The 24825-nt window shown below is 67.0% G+C and carries 25 protein-coding genes; 13 read left to right on the top strand and 12 right to left on the bottom strand.

Going from position 1 to position 24825, the window contains the following annotated elements; genetic code table 11:
- Positions 1-2 precede the first annotated feature (2 nt).
- Positions 3-734 (bottom strand): VIT1/CCC1 transporter family protein, encoded by a 732-nt coding sequence (locus tag P0D62_RS12430; protein WP_275702876.1) that lies wholly within the window; start codon positions 732-734, stop codon positions 3-5.
- Positions 735-1048: 314 nt separating this feature from the next.
- Between P0D62_RS12430 and P0D62_RS12425 the strand changes: the two genes are divergently transcribed.
- Positions 1049-1846 carry a Bax inhibitor-1/YccA family protein gene (locus P0D62_RS12425; RefSeq protein ID WP_275702875.1) on the top strand — a complete coding sequence of 266 codons (798 nt, stop codon included), beginning with the start codon at positions 1049-1051 and terminating at the stop codon, positions 1844-1846.
- Between the two features lie 190 nt (positions 1847-2036).
- Here P0D62_RS12425 and P0D62_RS12420 read toward each other — a convergent pair whose 3' ends face one another.
- Positions 2037-2726, bottom strand: coding sequence for an NUDIX hydrolase (locus tag P0D62_RS12420; protein ID WP_275702874.1), 690 nt, complete (start codon positions 2724-2726; stop codon positions 2037-2039).
- Between the two features lie 79 nt (positions 2727-2805).
- Here P0D62_RS12420 and ypfJ point away from each other — a divergent pair, with 79 nt between their 5' ends.
- The 6 genes from ypfJ to P0D62_RS12390 all read left to right on the top strand — a co-directional run bounded on the left by ypfJ (position 2806) and on the right by P0D62_RS12390 (position 9596).
- Positions 2806-3702 (top strand): KPN_02809 family neutral zinc metallopeptidase, encoded by an 897-nt coding sequence (ypfJ, locus tag P0D62_RS12415; RefSeq protein ID WP_275702873.1) that lies wholly within the window; start codon positions 2806-2808, stop codon positions 3700-3702.
- 147 nt (positions 3703-3849) lie between these two features.
- Positions 3850-5175, top strand: coding sequence for an ABC transporter substrate-binding protein (locus tag P0D62_RS12410; protein WP_275702872.1), 1326 nt, complete (start codon positions 3850-3852; stop codon positions 5173-5175).
- An 84-nt stretch (positions 5176-5259) separates the two neighbouring features.
- The gene (locus P0D62_RS12405; RefSeq protein WP_275702871.1) at positions 5260-6249 is read left to right on the top strand and encodes a carbohydrate ABC transporter permease; all 990 of its coding nucleotides are present in this window, start codon (positions 5260-5262) and stop codon (positions 6247-6249) included.
- Entirely contained in the window at positions 6246-7163 is a 918-nt protein-coding gene (locus P0D62_RS12400) for a carbohydrate ABC transporter permease (protein WP_275702870.1), read from the top strand. The genes P0D62_RS12405 and P0D62_RS12400 overlap by 4 nt, the downstream gene beginning before the upstream one ends.
- Positions 7160-8557, top strand: coding sequence for a GH1 family beta-glucosidase (locus tag P0D62_RS12395; protein ID WP_275702869.1), 1398 nt, complete (start codon positions 7160-7162; stop codon positions 8555-8557). Before P0D62_RS12400 ends, P0D62_RS12395 begins: the two co-directional genes overlap by 4 nt.
- Positions 8558-8576: 19 nt before the next feature.
- The gene (locus P0D62_RS12390) at positions 8577-9596 is read left to right on the top strand and encodes a LacI family DNA-binding transcriptional regulator (protein ID WP_275702868.1); all 1020 of its coding nucleotides are present in this window, start codon (positions 8577-8579) and stop codon (positions 9594-9596) included.
- A gap of 18 nt (positions 9597-9614) precedes the next feature.
- On the opposite strand, the gene P0D62_RS12385 is transcribed toward P0D62_RS12390, so the two are convergent.
- The 3 genes from P0D62_RS12385 to P0D62_RS12375 form a co-directional block, all read right to left on the bottom strand.
- Positions 9615-10619, bottom strand: a complete 1005-nt coding sequence (locus tag P0D62_RS12385) for a hypothetical protein (RefSeq protein ID WP_275702867.1) — start codon at positions 10617-10619, stop codon at positions 9615-9617.
- Positions 10620-10807: 188 nt separating this feature from the next.
- Positions 10808-11467, bottom strand: coding sequence for a peptide-methionine (S)-S-oxide reductase MsrA (msrA, locus tag P0D62_RS12380; protein ID WP_275702866.1), 660 nt, complete (start codon positions 11465-11467; stop codon positions 10808-10810).
- A gap of 319 nt (positions 11468-11786) precedes the next feature.
- Positions 11787-12461: a uracil-DNA glycosylase gene (locus P0D62_RS12375; protein WP_275702865.1), complete on the bottom strand. Its 675-nt coding sequence runs from the start codon at positions 12459-12461 to the stop codon at positions 11787-11789.
- Positions 12462-12679: 218 nt separating this feature from the next.
- On the opposite strand from P0D62_RS12375, the gene P0D62_RS12370 reads away from it, so the two are divergent.
- Positions 12680-13486: a hypothetical protein gene (locus tag P0D62_RS12370; protein ID WP_275702864.1), complete on the top strand. Its 807-nt coding sequence runs from the start codon at positions 12680-12682 to the stop codon at positions 13484-13486.
- 2 nt (positions 13487-13488) lie between these two features.
- Positions 13489-13884 (top strand): DUF2089 domain-containing protein, encoded by a 396-nt coding sequence (locus tag P0D62_RS12365; protein ID WP_275702907.1) that lies wholly within the window; start codon positions 13489-13491, stop codon positions 13882-13884.
- Between the two features lie 6 nt (positions 13885-13890).
- On the opposite strand, the gene greA is transcribed toward P0D62_RS12365, so the two are convergent.
- From greA to P0D62_RS12340, 5 genes are all read right to left on the bottom strand, one after another.
- A complete protein-coding gene (gene greA, locus P0D62_RS12360) occupies positions 13891-14394 on the bottom strand; it encodes a transcription elongation factor GreA (RefSeq protein WP_275702863.1) in 504 nt (167 codons plus the stop codon).
- Positions 14395-14558: 164 nt separating this feature from the next.
- Complete coding sequence (locus P0D62_RS12355; RefSeq protein ID WP_275702862.1) at positions 14559-15434, bottom strand: PRD domain-containing protein; 876 nt, start codon at positions 15432-15434, stop codon at positions 14559-14561.
- 21 nt (positions 15435-15455) lie between these two features.
- The gene (locus P0D62_RS12350; RefSeq protein ID WP_275702861.1) at positions 15456-16898 is read right to left on the bottom strand and encodes a glycoside hydrolase family 1 protein; all 1443 of its coding nucleotides are present in this window, start codon (positions 16896-16898) and stop codon (positions 15456-15458) included.
- A gap of 16 nt (positions 16899-16914) precedes the next feature.
- The gene (locus tag P0D62_RS12345) at positions 16915-18861 is read right to left on the bottom strand and encodes a beta-glucoside-specific PTS transporter subunit IIABC (protein ID WP_275702860.1); all 1947 of its coding nucleotides are present in this window, start codon (positions 18859-18861) and stop codon (positions 16915-16917) included.
- Between the two features lie 193 nt (positions 18862-19054).
- The gene (locus P0D62_RS12340; RefSeq protein WP_275702906.1) at positions 19055-19450 is read right to left on the bottom strand and encodes a DUF4307 domain-containing protein; all 396 of its coding nucleotides are present in this window, start codon (positions 19448-19450) and stop codon (positions 19055-19057) included.
- A 99-nt stretch (positions 19451-19549) separates the two neighbouring features.
- Here P0D62_RS12340 and mca point away from each other — a divergent pair, with 99 nt between their 5' ends.
- Positions 19550-20455: a mycothiol conjugate amidase Mca gene (mca, locus tag P0D62_RS12335; RefSeq protein ID WP_275702859.1), complete on the top strand. Its 906-nt coding sequence runs from the start codon at positions 19550-19552 to the stop codon at positions 20453-20455.
- 23 nt (positions 20456-20478) lie between these two features.
- Here the strand turns inward: mca and P0D62_RS12330 are convergent, their stop codons facing one another.
- Entirely contained in the window at positions 20479-21006 is a 528-nt protein-coding gene (locus P0D62_RS12330; RefSeq protein WP_319947008.1) for a rhomboid family intramembrane serine protease, read from the bottom strand.
- Between the two features lie 95 nt (positions 21007-21101).
- Between P0D62_RS12330 and P0D62_RS12325 the strand changes: the two genes are divergently transcribed.
- Together P0D62_RS12325 and P0D62_RS12320 are read left to right on the top strand one after the other, a co-directional pair.
- Entirely contained in the window at positions 21102-21746 is a 645-nt protein-coding gene (locus P0D62_RS12325) for a hypothetical protein (RefSeq protein ID WP_275702857.1), read from the top strand.
- Positions 21743-21976, top strand: a complete 234-nt coding sequence (locus P0D62_RS12320) for a hypothetical protein (protein WP_275702856.1) — start codon at positions 21743-21745, stop codon at positions 21974-21976. Before P0D62_RS12325 ends, P0D62_RS12320 begins: the two co-directional genes overlap by 4 nt.
- 67 nt (positions 21977-22043) lie before the next feature.
- On the opposite strand, the gene P0D62_RS12315 is transcribed toward P0D62_RS12320, so the two are convergent.
- Positions 22044-22685 carry a PIN domain-containing protein gene (locus tag P0D62_RS12315; RefSeq protein ID WP_275702855.1) on the bottom strand — a complete coding sequence of 214 codons (642 nt, stop codon included), beginning with the start codon at positions 22683-22685 and terminating at the stop codon, positions 22044-22046.
- 77 nt (positions 22686-22762) lie between these two features.
- Between P0D62_RS12315 and P0D62_RS12310 the strand changes: the two genes are divergently transcribed.
- A complete protein-coding gene (locus P0D62_RS12310) occupies positions 22763-24769 on the top strand; it encodes a thioredoxin domain-containing protein (RefSeq protein ID WP_275702854.1) in 2007 nt (668 codons plus the stop codon).
- Positions 24770-24825: the final 56 nt, after the last annotated feature.

The raw sequence follows: 24825 nt of genomic DNA, 5'->3' as shown, positions 1-24825 counted from the left end.
TCTCACGAGATGGCGACGCCGAAGATCAGACCGATCACATGCGTGGTCGCCATCGTGGCCGAGCCCATCAGCACGTTGCGGCGGATAGCCGGCCAGCGCGGCGCGTCGCCGAGGGCCGAGCTGATCCACCCCGTCGCCACCAGGCCGACGATCACCGCGGCGACAGCGACCAGGCTTGAGCTGGTGCCGAGCGGCAACAGGATGGCCACCAGCGGGATGAGTGCGCCGGCGAAGAACGCGACGAACGACGACAAGGCCGCATGCCAGGGGCTGGTCAGCTCGTCGGGATCCAAGCCCAGCTCGAGTTCGGCGTGCGCGGCCAGCGCGTCGTGTCTGCTCAGTTCGCGTGCCACCTGCCGGGACACCTCGGGCGAGACACCGCGTCGGCGGTAGAACCCGGCCAGCCCGTCGAGTTCCTCGTCCGGATGGTGGGAGAGATCCCAGCGTTTGCGGTCGAGCAGGGCGCGTTCCGTGTCGCGCTGAGTGCTGACCGAGACGTATTCGCCGCCGGCCATCGAGAAGGCGCCCGCGACGAGAGCAGCGATGCCGGCGGTGGCGATGGCCACGGTATGTCCGGGTGTGGCGGCGGCGACACCGATGACGACGCCGGCCACCGAGACGATGCCGTCGTTGGCCCCCAGCACGCCGGCGCGCAGCCAGTTGAGCTTCGACCCGATGCGAGCGGGGCGCTCGACGCTTTCTTCGCCCACCGATTGTTCGAGCACGCTGGTCATGTCTTTTCCCTCCTTATCCGCCAATTCTTCTCCGGAATTGCTTTTCCCTCAAGGCAGGAATGGCTTCCCTCAGTTGCCAGTCCTCCTTAGTGTTGCCTTTCCTTAGTGAGCTGAAATGGACGATGCGCGATCTTTTTCGGCGCCTCGAGAAAGGAAAGGCGTGCATGTCTGCTAGATGAGGCGATGCCCACGGACGGAGCGGCGCCCGGTCGCCGAGGGGCGACACCGGATTGCGGGAGAGTCGCCTCTCTTGGCCGGTCCCCTACAATGGAGGTCACTCCCTGTGTGACAGAGACAAGAAAGCAACGTGCACCATGGCAAATCCCATCATCGGACGGCCGGACGCCTTCGCTCACGGCGGCGCCCAGCAGCAGGGTCACCTGCAGCAGGGCTATGGTCCTGACCCGTACCTCCAGCAGCAGATGCCGCAGCCCGGCGGCGTGATGACCCTCGACGACGTGATCGCCAAGTCGGCCATCACGCTCGGCACCGTTTTCGCCGCCGCGATCGCCACCTGGATGCTGCTCCCCATGCAGTTCCTGTACCCCGCGTGGATCGGTTCGGCCATCGCAGGCCTGGTCGTCGTCTTCGTGGTCGCTCGCCGCCCCAACATCTCGGCCGGTGGCGTCCTCTTGTACGCCCTTGTCGAGGGCGTTTTCGTGGGTGCGATCTCGAAGTTCTTCCAGGTTCTCTACCCCGGCATCGTCGTGCAGGCCGTGCTCGCCACCTTCGTGACGGCCGCCGTCACCTTGGCCGCGTACAAGTTCTTCAACCTGCGCGTCACCCCGAAGTTCCGCAAGATGGTCACCATCGGCACCATCGCCTTCGCGGGCGTCATGATCGTCAACTTCGTCGTGTCCCTGATCTCGGGATCCAACACCGCTCTCCGTGAGATCGGCCCGCAGGCCGGGTGGATCTCGATCGCCGTGTCGCTGCTGGCCGTCGCGCTGGCCGTGATGAACCTCGTGGTCGACTTCGACAGCATCGAGCAGGGCATCGCGATGCGCGCTCCGGCGTCCGAGTCCTGGCGCGGCGCCCTGGGCATCACCGTCACCCTGGTGTGGCTCTACGTCGAGATGCTGCGCATCCTGTCCTACTTCAGGGGCGACTAGCCTTAGAGATCCCGCAAGTAGGTGGCACCTACCTGCGGAACCTTTTAGCTCTCCTGAAATGTGCCCCGCGGTTCGCCGCGGGGCACATTTCTTTTCCAAGGATGCTCATAAAGATGCCTATTCGGCGCGGCCTGTACCTATTTCGCAGCTTGCGCCAAATAACCAGCGTTATGATCGGTTAATCGGGTTTTCAGCTCGCGAGACGCGGCAAATGGCGCGAATAGCGGGCCAGCAGCATCCGGGAGGCGTTGGTCCACTGCAGCCGGCGCCAGGTGTGCAGCGGAATCCAACCCGCGGACGCGGTGGACCCGCCGACATCGTGCACGACCGGGTCGCTGGGGGAGGGGCAGGTTGCGCCGTAGATGAGCCGGAGGGCGTGGAAGTCTTCCAGTCGTCCGGCCAGGGAGTGTCCCACCCAGTGCTCGGACTCGAGGGCAAGGACGCGCTCGATGACGATGTCCTGACCGGTCTCCTCGTAGATCTCGCGGAGCAGCGCATCGGAGGGCGACTCGCCGGGGTCGACGCCGCCGCCGGGCAGCGTCCAGACGCCGGGGGCGCCGGTGAGGGAGGAGTTCACGGTGCCGAGGAGCCCGCGCGACGACGTCACCAGTGCATAGACGCCGACGCGTTGGTAGTCGACGGGAGTGCCCTGGCCTTTGACATGCACGCTGTGTCGCTCGACGGGCCGTCGATCGGACGGCCTGGCCTCGCGCACCAGGCAGGTGTAGACGATATCCCCGTCGCTCCCGAGCACCGCAGACAACGGGCGCAGGGGGATGAAGCCGCGCTCGAACAAGGTGGTCTGCGGATGCGCCCCGTGACGCACGTCGAACTGCACAACGGGGACACCCACAGGACTGGTGACACCGACGACGCGCATCCGCTCAGTCTACCGGGGGTGAGGATGGGACACCGGTAGCATGGCGTTCACAGCTGGTCCGGGGCACCCAGGAGGCGTCATGGAGTATCGCGACAATGCGCGCATCGATCACTCGCGCGTGCGCTACGGAGGCGGCAGCGGCGGTGGCGGCCGCCGGCGTGGGGGTCTCGCGATCGGCGGTGGCGCCGGCGGCATCGTGCTCCTGCTCTTGGCCGTCTTCCTTGGGCCCAGCCTGGGGATCGACCCCATGGCATTGCTGGGCGGGACGGATTACGAACCCGAGCCCCAGGTGGTGCAGCAGAAGTCCGGGTGCGTGACAGGGGCGGACGTGGCGGAGAACCGCGACTGCCGCTGGGATGCCTACTACGTGGCCCTGGACGACTACTGGTCGAGCGTCGTCGATGGCTACGAGTCGCCGGAGATGGAGATCTTCAGTGGCCAGGTGTCCACCGCCTGCGGCATGGGTGCCACCGAGATGGGGCCGTTCTATTGCCCCGGCGACAAGACCATCTACGTCGACTCCACCTTCCTCGGTCAGCTGCTCGATCAGCTCGGCGCGAAGGGTGGCGACGCCGCTGAGCTCTACGTCGTCGGGCATGAATGGGGCCATCACATCTCCAACCTGACCGGCGACATGGAGCGCGCGCGTTCGCGCAACGACGGCAGCGGTCCGACGTCGGGCCAGGTGAGGCTGGAGCTGCAGGCCGATTGCTACGCGGGGGTGTTCTTCGACAACACCGTCCGTGATCCGGAGTCGCCCATCGAAAAGGTGACGGCCGACGACCTCAAGCGCATCGCCGACGCGGCCAGCGCCGTGGGCGACGACCACATCCAGAAACAGCAGGGCGGCCGCGTCGTGCCGGAGAGCTGGACGCACGGCTCGTCGGCGATGCGCCAGTACTGGGTGGACAAGGGCTTCTCGTCCGGCGACCCGCGCTCCTGCGACACGTTGAACACCGACGAGCTGGGCGGCTGACCGGCGCCGCTGGTTTGTTATCGAACTGCAACCTAGAAATCCTCGTTCGCCCTTGACGGTGAGAGCGCTCCCAGGATGTAATGGAAGCGCTCTCAGTGGTTCGCAACAACGCAACCCCGCCGGCACATCCCAGACGAAGGAGTCACCATGCGCTCACATATCCTGCTGCGAGGAACGGCGTTGGCCGGCGCAGCGGCCCTCATGCTCGCCGGATGCTCTCCGAGCACCCCGTCCAACGAACCCTCCGGTAGCGCCAGCAGTAGCGGGGGCGCCGTCGACGGCGAGATCACGCTCACCGTCGCGACCTTCAACGAGTTCGGCTACAACGACCTGCTGGCCGAGTACAGCGAGCTGAATCCCGGCATCAAGGTGGTGGAGAAGAAGGCCGCCACCTCCGACGAGGCGCGCGAGAACTTCATGACCAAGCTGGCCGCGGGCTCGGGCCTGTCCGACATCGAAGGCGTCGAGGTGGACTGGCTTCCCGAGATCATGCAGAGCGCGGACCTGCTCTACGACCTCACCGACTCAAGCGTCGCCGATCGTTGGCTCGACTGGAAGTCGGCCCAGGCCACTACCGCGGACGGCAAACTCGTCGGCTACGGCACAGACATCGGCCCGGAGGCCGTCTGCTACCGCTCCGACCTGTTCAAGGCCGCGGGCCTGCCGACCGACCGCGAAGAGGTCGCCACCCTGCTCGGCAGCACGTGGGAGGACTACTTCGCCGTCGGCAAGACCTTCGTCGCCACGTCCGACGCCGCCTGGTTCGACTCCGCCGACGCCATCTTCCAGGGCATGGTGAACCAGATGGAGAACCCGTTCTCCTCCACCCAGCCCGAGGAGACCCTGATCCCGCTCGACGAGAACACCGCGATCCGGGCCACCTACGACCAGCTGCTCGCTGCCTCCGTCGACGATCAGCTCTCGGCCGGCCTGCAGCAGTGGACCCCCGACTGGCAGAACGCCTTCCAGAACAAGGAGGAGAAGGGCAGCTTCGCTACCATGCTGTGCCCGGGTTGGATGCTCGGCGTCATCGAAGGCAACGCGGCCGGCATGGAAGGCTGGGACATCGCCAACCAGTTCCCCGGCGGCGGCGGAAACTGGGGCGGCTCGTTCCTGACCGTGCCCGCGCAGGGCAAGAACGTCGAGGAGGCCAAGAAGCTGGCCGCGTGGCTGACCGCCCCGGAGCAGCAGATCAAGGCCTTCAAGCTGAAGGGCACCTTCCCGAGCCAGGTGACCGCTCTCGAGAGCGAGGATCTGCTGTCGGTGACGAACCCGTTCTTCAACGACGCTCCCACCGGTCAAATCCTGGCCGATCGGGCGAAGGCCGTCACCGTCAACCCGTTCAAGGGCCCGAACTACTTCGCCTACCGCGCCGCCATCTCCCAGGCGATCAACCGCGTCGACGTCGACAAGACCGATAGCCCGGCTGATTCCTGGGCCACCGCCGCGTCGGACATCTCCGCCCTCGGGTAGGGCCTGACGAGCAAAGACGTGGGGCGGGGCCCCTCCGAGCCCCGCCCCGCTCACTCCCGACCATCGCAGCCCGAGGAGCCGTCCGTGTCCGTCGCATCCCCCTCATCGCCGCCGCCCGTCTCTTCTTCAGGGCGCGCCTTCTGGAGCAAGCTCGACGTGAAGTCGGCGCCCTATCTCTACATCGCCCCGTTCTTCATCCTGTTCGCGCTCGTCGGCCTCTTCCCGCTGCTGTATACGGCGTTCGTCTCCGTGCACAAGTGGGGGCTGATCACCGGCAACCAGGGCTTCATCGGGCTGAAGAACTTCCAGGACGTGCTGAGCCAGCCCCGCTTCTGGCAGGGCATGCGCAACACCTTCAGCATCTTCCTGCTCTCGTCGGTGCCGCAGGTGATCATGGCGGTCTTCATCGCCGCGGTGCTCGACGCCAACCTGCGCGCCAAGACCTTCTGGCGGATGGGTGTCCTGGTGCCCTACGTCGTGGCCCCCGTCGCTGTGGGCTTGATCTTCAATCAGATGTTCGCCGATCAGTCGGGTCTGGTGAACGCCGCCCTCACCTCGCTCGGCCTGCCGACCATCGGATGGCACGCCGAGTCCTGGGCGGCCCATGTCGCGATCGCGACGATGGTCAACTTCCGCTGGACGGGCTACAACACCCTGATCGTGCTGGCGGCGATGCAGGCCATTCCGCGCGACGTGATCGAGGCCGCGGTGGTGGACGGCGCGTCGCGCATCCACACCTTCTTCTCCGTCACCATCCCGATGCTTCGTCCCACGTTGATCTTCGTGATCATCACCTCCACCATCGGCGGGCTCCAGATCTTCGACGAGCCGCGCATGTTCGACCAGATCGGCCTGGGCGGCAACGACCGGCAGTGGATGACCATCACGATGTTCATGTACGAGGTGGGCTGGGGAAGCCAGCGAAACTTCGGGCGCGCCGCCGCGGTGGCATGGATCCTCTTCATCGTGATCGTGGCCTTCGCCCTCATCAACTACTGGCTGACCAGCCGGATCGCCAACTCCGGCGGGGCTGCGCCCCGTGGACGCAAGGCCAAGAAGGGAGGCGCGCGATGAGCGCCCCGGACATGTCGATCGGGATGATCGAGCAGGTCGCCGGCAAGGGCGCCGCGCGCGCCGCCCGTCGCAAGCGCGGCATGGAAGGCGGCATCCGCAAGCCGGGCTGGGTCACCTACCTGCTGCTCGCCGTCGTCCTGGTGATCTCCGCCTTCCCGCTGTACTACGCCTTCCTGCTCGCCTCGAGCACCGCCGCGTCGATCGCGCAGAACCCGATCCCGTCGCCGATCCCCGAAGGCCACTTCGTCGAGAACGTCATGCGCGTGCTCACCGCAGACATTGACTTCTGGCGGGCGGTGCTCAACTCGGTGATCGTCGCGGTGGTCACGTCGATCTCGGTGGTTTTCTTCTCGACGCTGGCCGGCTACTCCTTCGCGAAGCTGCGTTTCCGCGGGCAGAAGGGTCTGCTCGCCTTCGTGGTGGGAACCATGGCCGTGCCCACTCAGCTCGGCATCATCCCGCTGTTCATCGTGATGGCCAAGCTCGGCTGGGTGGGCAACCTGGCCGCCGTGATCGTGCCGGGCATGGTCACCGCCTTCGGCGTGTTCTGGATGACCCAGTACCTCTCGGAGGCGCTGCCGTATGAGTTGATCGAGGCGGCGCGCGTGGACGGGTGCTCGATGATCGAGACCTTCTGGCATGTGGCCCTGCCCGCCGCGCGTCCGGCGGCCGCGATGCTCGCGCTGTTCACGTTCGTGGCGTCGTGGACCAACTTCTTCTGGCCGTTCGTCGTCTTGGGGTCGACCAACCCCACGCTGCCGGTGGCGCTGCAGCTGCTGCAAGGAACGTATTTCAAGGACATGGCGCTGATCATGGCGGGTGTGGTGCTGGCCACGATCCCGCTGCTGGCGCTGTTCGCGCTTGCCGGACGACACCTTGTGTCCGGCATCATGGCAGGAGCGGTGAAGGGATGACGATGCTGCTATTTCCGGAGGGATTCCGATGGGGGACGGCCACGGCCTCCTTCCAGGTCGAGGGTGCGGCCGACGAGGGCGGACGTCGGCCGTCGATCTGGGACGAGTTCTGCGAGGTGCCTGGTGCGATCGCTGGCGGTGACGACGGCCGGCGCGGCGTCGATCACTACCACCGCTATCGCGAGGACGTGGCGCTCATGGCGCGGCTCGGGTTTGGAAGCTATCGGTTCAGCGTGTCCTGGTCGCGGGTGCTGGATGGGGATCGGATCAGTCCCGAGGGGATGGACTTCTACTCCCGGCTCGTCGACGAGCTGCTCGAAGCTGGCATCGATCCGTGGCTGACGCTGTTCCACTGGGATCTTCCCGCCTCACTTCCCGGTGGGTGGACCAACCGCGATACGGCATACCGTTTTGTCGACTACGCCCTTGCGGTCCATGAGGCTCTGGGTGACCGGGTGAATACCTGGACCACCCTGAATGAGCCCTGGTGCTCGTCCTTCCTCAGCTATGCCGGGGGAGAGCATGCGCCGGGACACACGGATCCCCGAGAGGCGGTGCGGGCGGGACATCACCTGCTGTTGGCGCATGGCCTGGGAACGCAGGCCCTGCGTGAGGTGCTCCGTCCAGAGGCGACGCTCGGCATCACGCTCAACTTCACGCCGGCGATCCCGGCCACCGACGATCCGGCCGATGTGGATGTGGTCAGGCGGCTCGACGGCACGGCCAACCGCTTCTTCATCCACCCGATCTTCACCGGCGAGTACCCGTCCGATGTGCGCACCGACTTGGATCAGTGGTGGGAGGACGACCTTGTGGCCGACGGGGATCTGGCGGCGATCTCGACTCCGATCGACGTGCTGGGCGTCAACTACTACACCACCAGCCTGGTGCGCGCCGCGCGTCCAGGGGAGGAGATCGCCTCGCGGGTGGTGCGGGGCCGGCAGATGGGCGTGCCCGACATCGCCGCCACCGACGCGGTGCACGTTCCGCGCGGACTGCCTCTCACCGACATGGGCTGGGAGGTGGAGCCCGACGGGCTCCGTCGCCTGCTGCTGTGGCTGCACCGCGACTACACGGGCCCCGCGGGGGTGCCGCTGGTGATCACCGAGAACGGCGCCGCCTACCCGGACACGGTGACGGCGGACGGCCGCGTCGAGGATCTCGATCGGATCGGCTACCTGCGAGACCATCTTGCAGCGGTGCACGCCGCGATCGAGGAGGGAGCGGACGTGAGGGGCTATCTGGCCTGGTCTCTGCTCGACAATTTTGAGTGGGCCTGGGGGTTCGACAAGCGGTTCGGTATCGTCGCCGTCGATGCGGAGATGAACCGTATCCCCAAGGCGAGTGCCGAGTGGTTCGGCACCGTGGCCCGAAGCGGCGTGGTGGAGAGATAGGGGCGACGAGGTGGACGCGATGACGCACGAGCACCCCGGGGTCGGGCGCGCGTCCCCCACCCTCGACGACGTCGCGCGCGCCTCCGGCGTGTCTCGGGCCACCGTGTCCAGAGTGGTCAACGGAGGACACCTGGTGTCGTCGGCCACGATGGCCGCCGTGCATGAGGCCATCACGCGGCTCGGCTATCGGCCCAATCGTGCCGCTCGCGCCCTGGTGAGCCGCCGCACGGGAGCGGTGGCCGTCGTGGTGCCGGAGACCAACGACCGCGTGTTCTCCGACCCCTTCTTCGGCATGGCCTATCAAGGTGCCCTCGAGGCTTTCCGAGGCATGGACGTCCAGGTGCTGCTGGCCATGGCGCAGCCTGGCGAGGAGGCCGCGTCGATGGCCCGCTACCTCGGCAGCGGCCACGTGGACGGCGCCATCGTGCTGTCCCACCACGGGCCGGAGGTCGCCCGCCAGCTGGCGACGGGATCCCACCCCGTGGTCTTCATCGGCGACCCCGAAGTGCCAGGGCTGCCCTACGTCGATCTGGATCAGCCGGAGGCGTCCGCGATGGCAACGCGCCATCTGATCGAACGGGGCGCCACCCGGATCGCGTCGATCACCGGTCCGATGGACATGCATGCCGGCATGGAGCGGCTCAGCGGGTTCGAGGCGGCGCTGGCCGAGGCGGGCCTCGCGCCCGTCGCCGTCGCAGAGGGGGACTTCACCTTGCGCGGCGGCGAGGAAGCCGCCGCCCAGCTCCTGGAACGGGCCCCGGATCTGGATGCCCTGTTCATCGCTTCCGATCTGATGGCGCTGGGGGCGCTGAGAACCCTGCGTCGCGCGGCGCGGCGCGTGCCGGAGGACGTGGCCGTCGTCGGCTTCGACGACTCCAGCGCGGCTCTGCAGGCCAGCCCCCAACTCACGACGGTGACCAACCCCGCGTGTGAACTCGCCCGCACCGCGAGCGAGATGCTGCTTCGGATGCTGTCGGGAACCAAGCCGGAGAGCCCGGCGATCCTGCACAGTCAACTGGTGGTGCGCCAGTCCGCGTAGCGCGTCTGGACCGAAGGGTCAGCCGACGAGGTCGGTCATATCGCGGCCGTCCATGTCGGTATAGGTGACGGTGCCGGAGCAGTCGAACCGCATCACGGGCGCGGAGCGCTGCAGACTCATGTCGATGGTGACGTCGCAGGTGGATTCAGGGGACTTCCGGTACTCCGCGATCAGCTGGGCCAGCAGGCTGGGCGTGATGAGCGCCGGATCGAAGGGGGTGAGCGTCGTCGTCTCGGTGCGCTGTGTCGCGAAGACCGGGAATGCGCCCATCCTGGTGCGGGTGAGGATGGTGCCCTCGCCGTCGGGGAGTTCCGAGCGGTAGCCGCCGGCCTCCGTGATCGACACCGAGTACACCTGCGCGGAGTCCTGCACCACGGCCGCGATGCCTTGTTCGAGATCCGCGACGCTGGTGATGCCCAACGGGGAGACGGCCGACCCGTCGGGATTGAAGAAGAGCGTGCTGGTCTCCGGACGCGAGGTGACCGTCATCAGCACGGTGCCGTCGCGGTAGTCGAGGATCTGGAGCACCAGGTCCCCGCTCACGCCATTGAGGTTGGCGACGTCGAACATGCGCGCCACCGAGTCCAACGGGAAGGCGGTGGGATTGAAGGTGGCCTGCCCGAGGTACTCGAAGTCGCTGTCGGTGGTGTTGATCTGGCCGTCGCTCCAGCGGTAGCTGATCACCTTGTCGTCGGGCGTCCGCGCGGTGAGCGTGGCCTGCGTCGCCGTGATGTCGAGCTTCAGCACGGGGAGGTGGTCGGCCGCCATCTGGAGAGCTTCCACAACGGCCGGCACATTGTCGACGAGCGGCCCGACGATGCGGAACGTGAACGGCAGGCGGTCGGCTCCCCAGGGCGAGGCGGTGACCGTCGGGCTGGGGGAGGGGCTCGGGCTGGGACTGGGCGTGGGGCTCGACGAGACGGAGGGTTTGCTGGTCGGTGCCGTTGTCGGCCCATGCTCGGGGCTGCAGCCTGCCAACACGGCCAGCGCACCGAGTGTTGCTGCCAGCCGCCTGAAGATCATGCGCGCCAGTCTATGGGGAAGCGGTGACGGGCCAGATCGTACCGAGGTCTCACCGTCGAGGGTCGTGGTGGGTGATCTCCCGGGGCTCGGGGCCTACGGCGGGTGCGGCCGTCGCCCGACGAAGTGTTCCAGTGGGAGATGTTCCACCACAGACGGGGGAACATCTCCCACTGAAGCCATTTGTCTGGTCAGGCGGGCGGGCCGCAGGTGACGCCGGTGGCGTGAGCGGGGCAGTAGCCGTAGGGGTTCTTGTCCAGGTACTGCTGGTGCTCGTCTTCGGCGTAGTAGAAGCGCTGGTTGCGAAAGATCTCCGTCGTGATCGTGCCGTAGCCCGCCTCGGTCATGCGCTGCTGGAAGGCGTCACGGCTGGCGATCGCGGCCTGCTCCTGGGCGTCGTCGACGGGGAAGATCGCCGAGCGGTACTGGGTGCCGACATCGTTGCCCTGGCGGTTGAGCTGAGTGGGGTCGTGGTTCTCCCAGAAGATCCTCAGTAACTCGTCGTAGCTGACGCGGGCCGGATCGAAGACCACCTGGACGGTCTCGGTGTGGCCGGTCAGACCGGTGCACGTTTCCTTGTAGGTGGGGTTGGGTGTGAAGCCGCCCATGAACCCGACGGCGGTGTTCACCACGCCGTCGGTGCGCCAGTAGAGCCGCTCCTCGCCCCAGTAGCAGCCGAGAGCGAAGTAGGCCACCTCGCAGCCCGGCGGAACCTCGTCCAGGGGCAGGCCCAGGACGGTGTGCCGAGGGATTGGGTCGAGGATCGGTGTTTCGCGTCCAGGTAGGGCATTTTCGGCCGTGACCATCTCCGTCTTGCGCCCAAGCAGCCAGCCCATCACGTCGATATCCATGTCTCGAGCTTAGTTCCACACTCTTCGAGGTGCCCCCACCTACGCTCTTCGAGGTGTGAGGCCGTCCGCGGCCGAGCCTCGAGGAGAGCGCGACCGTGTCTGGGGGCTTGTGGTCGGGTTTCGGTGGTTGGGTTCGTCGTGTTTCGGATGGGGTCCGCTCCTGCCCGGCCGTGTTCCGGCGCTTCGCGCGGGCTCACGGCTTTTACGCCCACCAAACCCACTCGCGGACCCCATCCTCCACGCGACTACGTGTTTGGCTGCCGATCGCTCTCCTCAAGGCTCCGCTGCGCTCTGCACCTCGAAGAGCGTGGTGTGGGCGTCAGTCGAGGGACCAATCGATGGGGGATGCGCCTTGGGAGGTGAGGGCCGCGTTGGCGCGGCTGAAGGGGCGCGAGCCGAAGAAGCCGGAGCGGGCTGACAAGGGGGAGGGGTGGGCGCTGGCGATGACGGGGATGTCGCCGAGCAGGGACTGGGCGCCTTGGGCGTCGCGACCCCAGAGGATGGCGACCAGCGGGCCGCCGCGCTCGGCCAGGGCCTGGACGGCTCGGGTGGTGACCTGTTCCCACCCCTTGCCGCGATGCGAACCCGACGCACCCGGGCGCACCGTCAGCACCCTGTTGAGCAGCAGCACGCCCTGCTCGAACCAGGAGCTGAGATCGCCGTGCTGGGCGGGCGGGATACCCAGGTCGTCCTGGAGCTCTTGATAGATGTTGATCAGGCTGCGTGGGATGGGCCGCACGTCGCGATTGACCGAGAAGGACAGGCCGACGGCGTGTCCCGGAGTGGGGTAGGGATCCTGGCCGACGATCAGCACCCGCACGTCGGCGAGCGGCCGGGAGAAGGCGCGCAGCACGTTCTTGCCTTCCGGCAGGTATCCGCGGCCTTCCGCGAGTTCAGCGCGGAGGAACTCGCCCATGTGGGCGACATCGGCTTCAACGGGGGCCAGGGCTTCGGCCCAGTCGGGCGCTACGAGTTCGGAGAGCGGCTTCGGCATGGTCCAACCCTGCCACCAGTGGCCGGTCGCGTGCACAGATCTGCGTATACGCGAAGGCCTCGCTATATACGGGAGGCCGTGACGCATACGCAGTTTTGTGTACGGGCGAGCCGGGAGTTGCGCGCGGCGCCAGAGCAGGACGGGACCAAAGGAGGCTCGGGAATGCGAGAACAGAAAGTGTTTCTTGCCAGAATGAAAAGAGTGATTAAACTATCTGCATGGCAAAGCTGAACTTAGGTCCCATCCTTGACGAGCTCGCGGCGGGCAAGATCACCGCCGAAGAGGCGAGCCGTCGCATCGAAGAGCTGAAGCGTGTCGCCGCTGAGGCCAAGGCCGCTGAAGAAGAGATCAACGGTCCCGAGGAGCAGCCCCAGCAGGAGGGTGCCAAGAGCGGGGCGCTGGCTCGCATCTCGGTGAAGTCGGTGGGGCGGCGGGTGCGCATCGAGGGGGACTCGTCGGTCAGCACCCTGGTAGTCGACGGCCCGCACGTGCTGCGTCGCATCGGCACCACCATGGAGGTGCAGGCCACCGGCGAGGTCGGCCCCAGCTTCGGCGGCTTCTCCATCGTCAATCCGCCTCGCAGCTTCGGCGATTTCGGTGACATCGCGCTGGGCAAGGAACTGCTGATCCGCGTGAACCCCCGGCTCATCGTCGATGTGGAGGTGACGACGGGCGGCCTCAAGACCAGCCATGTGCCGCACCTCGGCCGCATCCGGGTGACCGCCGGTGGGTCCACCCTGGAGGACGTGGTGCAGATCGAGGATCTGCTCAGCCAGGCGGGTGGGGTCTCCGTCGAGGGTCCTATCAGCGTGGGTCGCTCGCGGCTGCGCGTCGAGTCCGGCGCCCTGACCATCAACCTCACAAAGGGAGCCAACGTCAGCATCCGCGGCGAGGCGTCACTCGGCCGGATCTCCTGGCCGGGGGATACCGACTCCGCCGCCGACGAGGTCACGGTCGGGGCCGGAGCCGCGCGGATGGACGTCAGCGTGCTGATGGGCATGGCCACCATCCGGAGCGCCGAGTGACCATGGCCGGCCATTCGCTCTACCACGCTCCCGCCGACTGCCCCGTCTGCGGCGACGACCTCATCACGACGCGCAAGGGGTGCCGCACCTGCGGCACCCAGATCACCGGCGAGTTCGCCAGCTGCGAGTTCTGCTCGCTCGGCGAGGCCGAGCTGCAACTGCTGCGAGTGTTCCTGTCCTCGCGGGGAAACCTGCGGGAGGTGGGCAAGTTCCTTGAGGTCTCCTACCCGACGGCCCGTGCCCGGCTCGACGCCGTGCTCGACAAGCTCGGCCTCGCGCCGCAGTCCACGGACGACGCTGAGGATGACGATGCCGAGGTCAGCGCCGAAGACCAGATCCTTGCTCGCGTCGCGGCCGGCGAGATCACCCCGGAGGTCGCCCAGCAGCTGCTGGGGTAGGGGATGCTAGAGGGTCTCGACCTTCAGGATCTTGACCATGATGTTCTTGCCGTTGGGGGCCGCGTAGGTGGCCTCCTGGCCGGCCTTCTTGCCGAGCACGGCCGCGCCCAGCGGCGACTGCGGCGAGTAGACCGAATGCTCGAGTGACGGATCGACGCCCATCACCTCGCGCGAGCCCAGCAGGAAGGTGTCGGTGTCGTCCTCGTCGCCGAAGAAGGCGATGGTGATCAGCTTGCCGGGGGCCACCTCGTCGGCGGCGCCCTCGGGGGCTCCTACCTTGGCCGAGCGCAGCAGGTGCTCCAGTTGCCGAATCCGGCCCTCCATCTGGCCCTGCTCCTCGCGGGCGGCGTGATAGCCGCCGTTCTCGCTCAGGTCGCCCTCTTCGCGGGCGGAGGCGATCCGGGCGGTGACCTCGGGGCGTCCGACGGTCTTGAGGTGGTTCAGTTCCGCCTTGAGCTTGTCGTAAGCATCCTGGGTGAGCCAGATAACGTCGGTGGTGGTTTCAGACATGTCGCATCAGGTGTTGTTTGGGGCTGCTCGCAACAGAGCGGACAGCCAGGCGTGCGGACCCTGTTTGGGCCCCGGGAAGGCGCCCCGAGCGGGGCGCATATTCAGGACAGCTTAGTCAGTTGACGCAAAAGCACAAGAACCCGGCATTCGAGCGGGGATGCGGGTTACGCCGAGCCGGGCGTCTTGTCGCCGGAGGGGTGGGCGGCGATCTCGGTGCACAGACGAGCGATGTGAAGGGCGATGTAGGCGGTCTCGTCGAGCGTGAGGGACGCGTCGAAGCGCACCTCGATCAGGAACCGCACCTTCATCGCGCACGCCATGGCCTCGGGGTGGGTGTTGGAGATCGCGTCGAAGAGGGCCGGGTGCGGATCCGCGATCTGTTTTCCCGTGGCGATGCGGACGAACACGTAGCGCAGGTGCGTGACGAAGCGGCTGGCGCTCATCGACGGCTGCGTGATCTTGATCGCGAACGTGTCCTCGACGATCTGGAAGATGCGGGCGATGATCTCGGTCATCCGGATCGTCTCGGCGTGGCCGGGGCCGGCGAACTGCACGTTCACCAGATGCATCGCGATCGCGGTGCATTCCTGCGCGTCGAGGTGCACGCCGAGGCCCTCGTCGGCGATCGCTATCGCCTCGACGCCGATGCCGTACTCGACGGGGTACAGCTGGCTGACCTCCCACTGCAGGGGATATTCGATCGTGACGCCCTCGCGAACCCGCCGCATGGCGAAGTTCAGGTGGTCGGCGAGCGGCAGGATCAGCGACTGCGTCACGTTGATGCCGAGCTGCCGGTGCGCGAGCTCGGCGATCTGGCCCGCGACGCGGAGGCACTCGGCGGGCGTCTCCGCGAGCAGGGTCGTGAGGTGCTGGTCGTGTCCGTCGGTGCTCGCCAGGAACACCTGCTCGACACGCTCCTTCTCGACGACATCGCCCGGGCGGCGCCCGAAGCCGACGCCCCGGCCGAGGACGACGACCTCTAGGTCTTTGTCGTCCTCGGCCAGAACGGCGTTGTTGCTGATGACGCGCACGACGCGCATCACAGCGTTCCTTCTCGTGGATCAGGCATCGGAGGCGGCGTCGCTCCGGAGGTCGGTGCCGTTGCTGCCGATCACGCGCTGGTACCAGAAGAAGCTGTCCTTCTTCACCCGGGCCAGGTCGCGCAGCTCGAACTCGTCGCGGTCGACGTAGATGAATCCGTAGCGCTTCTTGAACCCCTGATGCGTCGAGATCAGATCGATCGCCGTCCAAGGGCAGTAGCCGAACACGTCGACCCCGTCCTGGATGGCGAGGCCGATCTGCTCGATGTGCTGGCGCAGGAAGTCGATCCGGTACTCGTCGTGAACCCGCCCGTCGACCAGCTCGTCGATGGCTCCGAGGCCGTTCTCCGTGATGATCAGCGGAAGGCGGTAGCGGTCCCAGATGCGACGCAGGGTGGTGCGCAGGCCCGCCGGGTCGATGGCCCAGCCGAACGAGTTCACCGGGAGGTTCGGGTTGACCGCCGGGCGGTAGACGCCCTCCTCGCCCACGATGATCTGCTGATCGCCGGGCCGGGTCTGCACGTCCGTGCCGTCTCCGCGAGGCGCCCCCACGGTCTGGGTGTTGTAGTAGTTGAACCCGATGAAGTCCGGCTTGCCCGCCGCGAGGATCTCCAGGTCGCCGTCGAGGATGGTGGGCTGGTAGCCCTTCTCCACGAGGTAGGCCCAGGCCACAGGATGGTAGGTGCCGCGCACCGCCAGGTCGAGGTAGAGCAGGTTGCGGATGGCGTCCCGGTCGTCGGCGGCGATCACGTCGGCCGGCGAACAGGTCTCCGGGTACACCGAGACGATGTTGGGGGCCGGCCCGATCTTGGCGTCGGGCAGCAGCTCGTGACACAGCGCCATGGTGCGCGCCTGGGCGAGGGCCATGTGGTGGTTCTGCTGGTACATCACCTTCATGTCGGTGCCGTCGCCGCCGCTGCGGCCGAGCGAGCCGACCGCATTGCCGTGCAGGATCATCATGTTCTGCTCGTTGATGGTGAGCCAGTAGCGCACCTTGCTGCCGTACTCCTCGAACAGGACGCGGGCGTAGCGCTCGAAGGCGTCGACCGTGGCGCGGCTGTTCCAGCCGCCCTTCTCGTCGAGCGCGTCCGGCAGGTCGAAGTGATACATGGTGACCAGTGGCACGATGTCGTGCGCGAGCAGCTCGTCGATCAGCCGGTGGTAGAAGGCCACCCCGGCGGGGTTCACCTCGCCGTCGCCGTCCGGGATGATCCGGGTCCAGGCGATCGAGAAGCGGTAGGCCTTGAGGCCCAGCTCGGCGAACAGCGCGACATCCTCGGCGAAGCGATGGTAGTGATCGGCGGCGACGGCGAAGTCTGTGATGCCCGCCGGGCGATGGCTGTTCGCATCGATGACGGATGGGCCCTTGCCGTCCTCGTTCCACGCGCCCTCCACCTGATAGGCGGAGGTGGCTGCGGACCAGAAGAAGGTATCGGGGAACTGCGGGGGAGCGGTGTATTTCATGTGCTCGATCCTCTTTTCAGTGCGTGAGGGCCACGATGGGCTCGCCGGCGATCACGTCGCTGGCCTCGTTGACAGGGCTGATCTCGGCGATGCCGCCACGGTTGGTAATGATGACGATAACGGTCGCGGGATGGCCGGCGGCCTTGATCGCGTCAAGATCGACCTGAGCGAGCGTCTGGCCGGGCTGGACGACATCGCCCTTCTTGACCTGGGGGCTGAAGCCTTCGCCCTTCATCTGCACGGTGTCGACGCCGATGTGCACGAGCACTTCGACCCCGTCGGCGGTGCGGATGCCGTAGGCGTGGCCGGAGGGCATGGCCGCCACGATGGTGCCGCCGCAAGGAGCGACGATGCGGCCGTCGAGAGGTTCTACCGCGATACCGGGGCCGAGTGCGCCGGAGGCGAAGGCCGCGTCCGGCACGTTGGCGAGAGCCACGACGGTGCCCCGGCATGGCGAGGTCAAGTCGGCGGTGGCGACCGCGACCGCAGTGGCGACCGAGCCGGTGACGGCCGCAGCGGCAGGAGTGGAAACCGGGGCGGCCGCGGAGGTCGAGGCCGCCGTCGACGCAGCGAGCCTCTTGGCCTTCGCGTCGAAGCGGGAACCGAGGATCGCGGTCAGCGTGCCGGTGACGGCTGTCGTGATGAGCAGCGCGATCACGATGTTGATCAGGTGGCGCATGGTGCCCTCACCGATATACATGGGCAGCGTCGGAATGCTGGAGCTGCCGGCGGCGAAGCGTCGAACCCCCATGAGGCCGGCGTAGAGGCCGCCCGCGGCTCCACCGATGACGCCGGCGATGAGCGGGTAGCGCTTGGGCAGGTTGACGCCGTAGAGCACCGGCTCGGTGATACCCATGAACGCCGTGATCGAGCCGGCGGTGGCAATCTGCTTCTCCTTGAGATCCTTGACGCGGAAAGCCACTACGGCGCCCGCGACGGCCATCGAGATGTTGGCGACGACGGCGCCGGGGCCGATCAGGGAGTCGTAGCCGTAGGTGCTCAGCTGCAGGAAGAGCAGCGGGGCGACGGCGATGTGCACGCCGAACATCACCATGATCGGCCACAGCGCACCGACCAGGAATACCGGAGCCCAGGGCGCGTTGGCCGCCAGCCACTCGAAGCCGATTGCGATGCCGCTGCCGAGGAAGGTGCCGATCGGGCCGAGCAGGGAGAAGGCGAGCGTGCCCACCACGAGGAACAGGATCATCGGGATGACGACCAGCTTGATGGAGTTGGGAATGATCTTCTCCAAGAAGCGCTCGATATAGGACTGCACCCACACGACCAGCAGGATCGGGATCACCGACGAGGCGTACGAGGTCAACGTCAGCGGGATGAACTCGAACAGGGCGATGGGTTCGCCGGCCGCGACGATCTCGGCCCACTTCGGGTGCAGCATCATGGCGGCGAGCACGGCGGCGAGGATGCGGTTGGTCTTCAGCTTGTCGGCCGCGGCGAAGGCAAGGAAGATCGGCAGGAAGTGGAACACCGCGTTCGCCATGAAGGCCAGCACGATGTAGGTCGGCGAGTCGGTGCTGCTGAGGTTGAACACCACCAGCAGCGAGAGCAGCGCCGAGATCATGCCCGCACCCGCGAGGGCCGGGATGACCGGCATGATCGTCGCCGAGATGAAGGTGATGAAGCTGTTGATCGGGTTGAACTTCTTCTTCGCTCCGCCCGCAGGGGCGTCGTCGCCCGGGCCCTCGGCGCTGGCAGGAAGCAGGCGGGCGACCTCTTCGAACACGTCCTTGACGTGGGTGCCGATGATGACCTGGAACATGTCGCCGGCGAAGAGCGCCGAGGCCACCCCGTCGAGATCCTTGACCGCCTGCATGTTCGCCTTCGCGTCGTCGCGGAGGGTGAATCTGAGACGGGTCTGACAGTTGAACACCGAGGCGATGTTCTCGGGCCCGCCCACCAGACCGATGATCTGCTCGGCGAGCGGTGCGTATTGGCTACTCATAGCGGCTGCACTCCTCCTTGAGACAAAAAAAGACCCGAACCACGAACATCGGATTCGATGCGATCGTGATTCAGGTCTTGCTCCGCGCGATGCGGATAACATCCTGTGTGCCCGCCGTCGTCGGCAGACACCGAGGATGCTACCGGCGGCCTCCGTGCAGTGTCAATGGTCGGCAGCGGGGTGTGAACAGTAGCTAGCCCACGATCCGGCAGCCCTCGATGGAGATTGATGCCGGCTCCTTGATGGTGTTCAGGGACACCGTGATGGCGGTGAGCTTCTCGGTGCCGGGCGGGATCTCGACCATGGTCTCAGCCACCTTCTCGTAGCTGAGGGCTTGGGCGAACATCGCGCACTCGGCGGCGTCCGACGGAGTGGTGCGCTGCACCACGATCTCAGCTTGGATCTCCGTCGGGCTGATCACGTCGAAGGAGCGCACCATGGCCGCGACCGGCGGGTTGGAGCGCTGCACGCCGCTGATGGCGACGAAGACGATGGTGCCGATCAACACCGCGAGGGCGACGCCGAACAACAGGTAGTCGGTGGCGGTCCTGCGGGGGTAGCGGGCTTTGATGCGCGCCTCGTCGGTCATGTCCACCGCTCCATTGTGCACCAGCGGCACCATGGCGACGTGCGCCGCTATCGGCGAACGGGTGCGCGCAGGCGGCGGAAGGGCGGCACAATACTTCCCATGTCTACGACCACCGCCTCGCCGAGCGTGCTGCGCCTGCTCAATGTGCATGCGCATCCCGACGACGAATCCAGCAAGGGAGCGGCCACCACGGCCAAGTACGTTGCCGAGGGCGTCGAGGTGATGGTGGTCACCTGTACCGGAGGCGAGCAGGGCTCGATCCTCAACCCGCACCTGCTCGACGATCCGCAGCAGCTCGCGGACATGCCGGAGCTTCGTCGTCGCGAGATGGCGCGGGCCGCGGAGATCCTTGGGGTCCGACACGTCTGGTTGGGCTTCGCGGACTCGGGCTGCCCCGAGGGCGACGAGCCCCATCCGCTCCCGGAGGGATGCTTCGCGACGCAGGACGTCGACGAGGCCGCCGGAGGGTTGGTCAGGGTGATCCGCGAGTTCCGCCCGCACGTCATCACCACCTACGACGAGCACGGGGGTTACCCGCATCCCGATCACGTGATGTGCCATCTGATCACGGTCGCGGCCTTCAAAGCCGCCGCCGACGAGCACCTCTGGCCGGAGCATGGCGCGCCCTGGCAGGTGGCCAAGCTGTACTACCACATGAGCTTCCACCGTCGTCGTTATGCGGCGCTCGACCAGGCCATGCACGAGCACGGGCTCGAGCCCAAGGGGCCGCCCTTCATCGACGACGACATCTACTCCGACGGCCGGCTCACCACCTTCATCGAATGCTCCGAGTACTTTCCAGTGCGCGATGAGGCGTTGAGGGCGCATGCGTCGCAGGTGGACCCGGATGGGCCCTGGTTCGCGGTGCCGCTGGCGGTGCAGCAGAAGGGGTGGCCGACCGAGGACTACCAGCTTGTCGTCTCCAAGGTGCCGACGATCATCCCTGAAGACGACCTGTTCACCGGGCTGCGCGCGCCGCTGACCGCTCCGGAGTTCTATATCTGATCGCCTATCCGATCGTGGGCGCGTCAGCTCGTCGGTCGGCGGCCGTTCAGCAGCCAAGCGGCGATCACACCACCGATGGCCCCGCCCAGGTGAGCCTGCCACGACACCCCGGCTGTCATCGGAAGGATGCCCCAGAGCACGCCGCCGTAGACGGCGAGGATGAGCACTGCCAACAGGATCTGGCCGATCCGTCTGGTGAAGAACCCGCGCACCAGCACGTAGGCGAGCCAGCCGAAGACCACCCCGGAGGCGCCGGCCGTGATGGAGCCCGACGGTGACATCAGCCACACCAGGAGCCCGGAGGTGACCACCACCGTCAGCGTCGTGATCACCCAGCGGCCCACCCCGTCGAGATAGACGATGACGCCCAGCGCGAAGAACGGCACGGAGTTGGCGATCAGGTGGGCCCAGCCGAAGTGCAGCAGCGGCGCGGTCGCGATGTGGGCCAGGCTTCCCAGCCGGCGCGGCACGATGCCGAAGTTGTCCAGGGCGTGCCCGGTGAGCACGTCGACGATCTCGACGACCCAGAGCAGGACCAGTAGCGCGCCGATCACCTGGATGGCACGAACCAGGGGACGCTGCGGGGTGGCGGTGCTCGACATGCACCCATGTTAGGTGGGCGAGGGAAGCGCTCGGGTCGGGTTCCGTGAGCCCCTCTTTCGATCTCGCTCAGGAGATCCTGGCGGTGTTGGGAGAACCCATCGGGTTCACAGGTTCGGCCGATGTCGGTGCAATCGCTGCGGCGCGGCTGGCGCTCGACCCGGCGCTCGACCTCGCGATGACGTCGGGTGTTGAGGCGTGGCGTCGACGATGGGGCCGGATTGGGCTCGTTGACGAGCGGGGTCTGGTCGTTGCCGACAAGGAGGCCGATCTGCTGTTCCGCGCCGGTCGTGCCGCTCGCCTCACTCGGCGTCCTGGTGCTGCGGACTTCATGCCTGGTGCGACTGCGCACGATATCGCCGACGCGCTTGGCAAGAGCGGCATCGACTACGCCGTGACGGGGGATGCCGGCGCGAACCTCTACCGCTCCAGCGCTGGGGAGGCCTGGCCCGTGATTTACGTCGAGGATGTGAAGCGGGCCGCTGAGGTGGCTGTGCTGGTGCGCAAGGAGCCGGGTTCCTTCGGCATGCGGGTCACGCTGATCCCCTTCGACGGTGTGAGCGAGGTTGGTCGAACTGCCATCGATGGAGTGAAGGTGGTCGTGCGTGATCAGGTCATCGTCGATGCCTACGGCGGGATCGACCGAATGGCCGAGCAGGCGGACATCTTGTTGGGCAGGCGAGTGGCGTGACTGAATACAAGGCACCTCGCACCGAGATCGAGTGGAGCCGCCGAGCGATCATCAATGTGGTCACCATTCTCGCCGCTCACGTCGAGTCGTTGACGCTCGTCGGGGCACACGCCGTCTTGCTGCGCACCGTGGATCTCGACGTGCCGAGCATGCCGACCGGTGATGGTGACCTGGGCGTCACCCCCGGGTTGGTCGGCGATGTACCCAGCGTCGAGGCGAGGAACGTCTGAGATGAGAAAACCCGGCCCCAGAGGGGCCGGGTGGTATGGCCCAAGTATAGCAGCGCGCTGACTCTGGCTACCAGGCTGGAGGTTTGATGATACGTGGTCCGATGGTTGGCGGTAGCTGGTGGGCGTACCAGTCGGAGGGCTGCATCTGGTACCACCAGTGGTTGCCGACGCCGTCGGTGTGCTCACCGGCGAGTTTTCCTGCCCGGTAGCCCTTGGTGGGGTTGATGAGGCCGATCGGTATTCGGTCTCGCGCGAAGGCGATGGGGTAGGCCAGGTCGCTGTCGTTGGAGATCACTACGGCAGCGTCCACCGCAGTGGTGAGCACATCGATGAGTAGATGGGACGCGACGTTGACGTCTGAACCCTTCTCTTCGCGCCGAGCAACCGAAGCCATGAACCTGGCGTCGGGAACGTCTTGCTCGGCTCCGTCTTGCACCATCAGTGGCCAGTGTGGGTGACTGATGACCGGCTTGCCATTGCGACCGGCGGTTGCGAGCGGTGCCGTGGCGACTCGTGCGACGTAGTTGCCGTAGCTGATCCGAGTTGTCGAGCCGGAGCGGTCCAGCGCACGCAGGTAGACGTCTTGTTCGCGTTGGCCGACGGGGTTACTGGCTCCGCTCACCCGCGCCGTGCAGTAGGTCACTGTCTCGACGATCGCACCCTGCCAGTGCGAGTGTGAGGCGATCAGATTGGAGGCCAGAGCCTTCACGGCGGCCTCGCCGTGGAAGTGCGGAGTAAGCGCCGGCCGGGTGAGCCGGCGGGGTCCCAGCCAGTAGCCTTGGGCGCATGAATCGATTGGGAGAATCCTCCAGCGACTACCTGCGCCAGCACGCGCACCAGGCCGTCGACTGGTGGGAATGGTCGCCCGAGGCTCTCGCGGAAGCGCAGCGCCTGGACCGGCCCGTGCTGCTGTCCATCGGCTACGCGTCGTGCCATTGGTGCCACGTGATGAGCCATGAGTCCTTCGACGACGCCAGCATCGCCCAGCTGATCAATGCGAACTTCGTGGCCATCAAGGTGGACCGGCAGCAGCTGCCCGAGGTGGACACCGTCTTCATGACCGCCACCCAGGCGATGAACGGAGGGGCCGGAGGCTGGCCCCTGACCGCCTTCCTCACGCCCGACGCCAAGCCGTTCTTCACCGGCACCTACTTCCCGCCGGAGCCACGCGACGGACTGCCGTCGTTCCGACAGGTGCTCGAGATCCTGGCGCTCGGCTGGCAGAAGGATCGCACGCAGCTCGTCGACTCCGCCCACGTCATCGCGGCTCACCTGGGCAGCCTCACCTACGAGCAGCCCGACGCCGCACCCGAGCCGCGGGAGGCGCTCGACGCCGTGCAGGAGTCCTTCGACCTGATCCATGGCGGATTCGGCACCGCACCGAAGTTCCCCGCTCCCACCTTGATCGACGCGCTGCTGGTCAAGGGCGACCCGTCCTCGCTCGAGCTGGCCCAGCGCTCCCTCGAGGCGATGGCGCGCGGCGGCATCTACGACCAGGTGGGCGGCGGCTTCCACCGCTACTCCGTCGACCCCGGGTGGGTGGTGCCGCACTTCGAGAAGATGCTCTACGACAACGCGCTCCTGCTGGGTTCCTACATCCGCGGTTGGCGGCGCACCGCCGATCACGACGCCGGCCTGCGCGTGCTGTTCGAGCGCACGGCATACGGCATCGTCGACTGGCTCGAGCGCGAGATGGTGAGCGAGCACGGCGCGTTCATGGCCGGCCTCGACGCCGACTCCTGCGACATCCGCGGAGCCGTGCACGAGGGCATCTACTACCTCTGGAACCCCGCCCTGCTGGAGGACTCGCTCGGTGCCGAGGACGCGCAGTGGGCGCAAGACGTCTTCCACGTCACCAGCGTCGGCACCTTCGAGGACGGGTTGTCGACGCTGCAGCTGCGCGGTCGCCCCGACTTCGCGCGGCTCGACGCCGTGGTTTCCGCGCTCCGGGCCGAGCGGGAGAACCGGTTCCGCCCGGCCACGGACTCGCTGGTGGTGTCGTCGTGGAACGGCTGGACCATCTCCTCGCTCATCACCGGGGCCTTCGTGTTCAACGAACCTGGCTGGCTCGCCCTGGCCGAGCGCGCCGCGCGCCACTTGATGGAGGTGCACGTCGTCGACGGCACGCTGCGCCGTTCTTCGCGCGACGGCGTGGTGGGCGAGTCCATCGGCAGCGCTGAGGACTTCGGCGCGGTGGCGGAAGCCTTCGCCCTGCTGGCCGGTGCCACCGGAGACGCGGCGTGGCTACGGGCCGCGGAGGCTCTGGTCGACCAGGCGGTCGAGCTGTTCGGCCACGACGACGGCGGCTTCTATGACGGCGTCGAGACGGGGCTGTTCACGCGCCCACGCACGCTCACCGACAACGTGACTCCCAACGGCACCTCCGCGCTGATCTTGGCGCTGCGGGTGGTGGGCCTGCTGGCGGAGCGTCCTGAGCTGATCGAGCGCGCCGACCGTGCCGCCAAGTCGACCTGGCAGACCCTGCACGACACCCCGCGCTTCGCCGGTTCCGCGCTGGCCGACCTGCTGATCGCCGACGAGGCCCGCCGCGGCCTGAAGCCCGCCACCGCCGTCGTGGTGGTGGACGACCCCTTCGACGAGCTGGCTAGAGCTACCTGGCGGATGGCGCCGGCGGGATCGGCGATCCTCGTCGGGGCAGCGGGCACGCAGGGCTTCGGCAGCCATTTCGACGCTCGCGAGCGCCGGGGTACGTATGTCTGCCGTGGCACGGTCTGCTTCGATCCTGTCGACGACTACAACGACCTGAAGACCCCGCTCTGGAGCCGGGTTTAGGGGCCCTTCGAGACGATCTCCGCTGGCTCTTCCAGCCTCGAATATAGCGCTGGCTA

The organism is Tessaracoccus caeni (assembly GCF_029211185.1).
Classification (GTDB): Bacteria; Actinomycetota; Actinomycetes; order Propionibacteriales; family Propionibacteriaceae; genus Arachnia; species Arachnia caeni.
The sequence above is the reverse complement of the archived record's forward strand: the minus strand, read 5'-3'. Positions and strand labels throughout refer to the sequence as shown.